At 49.3% G+C, this 2,091-nt stretch carries 18 tRNA genes and 1 rRNA gene; all 19 read right to left on the bottom strand.

Features of this window, described 5'->3' with window-relative positions:
• Window positions 1–180: 180 nt before the first annotated feature.
• Window positions 181–254, bottom strand: a tRNA-Asp gene (locus EKM89_RS13815).
• 5 nt (window positions 255–259) lie between these two features.
• Window positions 260–333 (bottom strand) — tRNA-Met (locus EKM89_RS13810).
• Window positions 334–353: 20 nt separating this feature from the next.
• Window positions 354–426: transfer RNA gene (locus EKM89_RS13805), tRNA-Glu, on the bottom strand.
• 9 nt (window positions 427–435) lie between these two features.
• Window positions 436–523: transfer RNA gene (locus EKM89_RS13800), tRNA-Ser, on the bottom strand.
• Window positions 524–527: 4 nt separating this feature from the next.
• Window positions 528–602: transfer RNA gene (locus EKM89_RS13795), tRNA-Ile, on the bottom strand.
• A gap of 6 nt (window positions 603–608) precedes the next feature.
• Window positions 609–679 (bottom strand) — tRNA-Gly (locus tag EKM89_RS13790).
• A 20-nt stretch (window positions 680–699) separates the two neighbouring features.
• A tRNA-Phe gene (locus tag EKM89_RS13785) sits at window positions 700–772 on the bottom strand.
• Window positions 773–824: 52 nt separating this feature from the next.
• A tRNA-Asp gene (locus EKM89_RS13780) sits at window positions 825–898 on the bottom strand.
• A 2-nt stretch (window positions 899–900) separates the two neighbouring features.
• Window positions 901–974, bottom strand: a tRNA-Met gene (locus EKM89_RS13775).
• A gap of 16 nt (window positions 975–990) precedes the next feature.
• A tRNA-Ser gene (locus EKM89_RS13770) sits at window positions 991–1,080 on the bottom strand.
• A 28-nt stretch (window positions 1,081–1,108) separates the two neighbouring features.
• Window positions 1,109–1,182 (bottom strand) — tRNA-Ile (locus tag EKM89_RS13765).
• Window positions 1,183–1,196: 14 nt separating this feature from the next.
• A tRNA-Met gene (locus EKM89_RS13760) sits at window positions 1,197–1,270 on the bottom strand.
• 30 nt (window positions 1,271–1,300) lie between these two features.
• Window positions 1,301–1,374: transfer RNA gene (locus EKM89_RS13755), tRNA-Pro, on the bottom strand.
• A 6-nt stretch (window positions 1,375–1,380) separates the two neighbouring features.
• Window positions 1,381–1,454 (bottom strand) — tRNA-Arg (locus EKM89_RS13750).
• A 36-nt stretch (window positions 1,455–1,490) separates the two neighbouring features.
• Window positions 1,491–1,562, bottom strand: a tRNA-Gly gene (locus tag EKM89_RS13745).
• 7 nt (window positions 1,563–1,569) lie between these two features.
• Window positions 1,570–1,642: transfer RNA gene (locus EKM89_RS13740), tRNA-Thr, on the bottom strand.
• Window positions 1,643–1,690: 48 nt separating this feature from the next.
• Window positions 1,691–1,763: transfer RNA gene (locus tag EKM89_RS13735), tRNA-Lys, on the bottom strand.
• A 3-nt stretch (window positions 1,764–1,766) separates the two neighbouring features.
• A tRNA-Val gene (locus tag EKM89_RS13730) sits at window positions 1,767–1,839 on the bottom strand.
• Window positions 1,840–1,845: 6 nt separating this feature from the next.
• Window positions 1,846–1,962 (bottom strand): 5S ribosomal RNA (gene rrf / locus EKM89_RS13725).
• Between the last annotated feature and the right edge of the window lie 129 nt (window positions 1,963–2,091).

The raw sequence follows: 2,091 nt of genomic DNA, 5'->3' as shown, positions 1-2,091 counted from the left end.
TCACCAATTTTATTTGATGAGGTAATCATATCGTGGATTTACCGCCAATCATAGACGGTCAGTTATTAGGTGCTTACGCTCCCCCTGCTGAGCGGTCCTAATGACCATGAGCGTGCAACGTTTAACTGACTACATTTTTTATATCAAAAAAGCCTCCCCAAATGGGAAGACTTTAACTGACGGTCCGTACGAGACTCGAACTCGTGATCTCCTCCGTGACAGGGAGGCGTCCTAACCAACTAGACCAACGAACCAAATATTGCGGGAGCAGGGTTTGAACCTGCGACCTTCGGGTTATGAGCCCGACGAGCTACCAGACTGCTCCATCCCGCGATAATATTAAATTGTGAAGATGACCCGTACGGGATTCGAACCCATGTTACCGCCGTGAAAGGGCGGTGTCTTAAACCACTTGACCAACGGGTCATAACTAAACGGAGAAGGAGAGATTCGAACTCTCGCGCCGCTTCCGCGACCTATACCCTTAGCAGGGGCACCTCTTCAGCCACTTGAGTACTTCTCCATAATGGGCCTAAATGGACTCGAACCATCGACCTCACGCTTATCAGGCGTGCGCTCTAAACCAGCTGAGCTATAGGCCCATATAAAGCGGGTAACGAGAATCGAACTCGCGACAACAGCTTGGAAGGCTGTGGTTTTACCACTAAACTATACCCGCAACATATAGAGTCAATTTAATGGCGCGGGACGGAATCGAACCGCCGACACATGGAGCTTCAATCCATTGCTCTACCGACTGAGCTACCGAGCCATTTGCCATTTAGTATTTATGGTTGTCACGTTTGGGCGAACAAACATGACAACGGTCCGTACGAGACTCGAACTCGTGATCTCCTCCGTGACAGGGAGGCGTCCTAACCAACTAGACCAACGAACCAATTGCGGGAGCAGGGTTTGAACCTGCGACCTTCGGGTTATGAGCCCGACGAGCTACCAGACTGCTCCATCCCGCGATAATATAAGAATAAAAGGAGGATGAGAGATTCGAACTCTCGCGTGATTTTACTCACCTGACGGTTTTCAAGACCGTTCCCTTCAGCCAGACTTGGGTAATCCTCCATAAAAACATACAATGCCCAACTGGTGATGGACCTTGTAGGACTCGAACCTACGACCGGACGGTTATGAGCCGTCTGCTCTAACCAACTGAGCTAAAGGTCCAGTTCAAGTCCAAATCGCGGCGGGGGGGATCGAACCCTCGACCTCTCGGGTATGAACCGAACGCTCTAGCCAGCTGAGCTACACCGCGAAATGTTAAATAAAATATTTATTTATTTAATCGGGAAGACAGGATTCGAACCTGCGACCCCCTGGTCCCAAACCAGGTGCTCTACCAAGCTGAGCTACTTCCCGTTAAAATGCACCCAGTAGGAGTCGAACCTACAACCTTCTGATTCGTAGTCAGACACTCTATCCAATTGCGCTATGGGTGCAAATAATGTTTCTTTGCTTAATACCGTTAGGTATTAAGCGGAAGACGGGATTCGAACCCGCGACCCCCACCATGGCAAGGTGATGTTCTACCACTGAACTACTTCCGCAAAATAATGCCGACTAGAAGATTCGAACTTCCGACCCCCTGTTTACAAGACAGGTGCTCTACCAACTGAGCTAAGTCGGCATAGCCAGTATCCATGTTCTATCTAATTGCCACTCACCTTAAGGTGAATGAGCCGTGACAGTCTCGAACTGTCGACCCTCTGATTAAAAGTCAGATGCTCTACCAACTGAGCTAACGGCTCAAATGGAGGATACAGGGCTCGAACCTGTGACCCTCTGCTTGTAAGGCAGACGCTCTCCCAACTGAGCTAATCCTCCAAATGCGCGTAGCAACGTCCTATCCTCGCAGGGGGCGATCCCCCAACTACTATCAGCGTGCTGAAGCTTAACTTCCGTGTTCGGCATGGGAACGGGTGTATCCTTCAGGCTATCGCCACTACACTACAGAAAGAACTTATTCTTTCAAAACTAGATATTATTCAATTATTTTCTTTTTGAGAACACCACGTTTTACAACTTGGTTAAGTCCTCGACCGATTAGTACTGGTCCGCTCCACGCCTCACGGCGCT

The sequence above is a fragment of the Levilactobacillus fujinensis genome, assembly GCF_003946335.1.
Lineage (GTDB): Bacteria > Bacillota > Bacilli > Lactobacillales > Lactobacillaceae > Levilactobacillus > Levilactobacillus fujinensis.
This window is presented reverse-complemented; position numbering and strand designations above follow the sequence as displayed.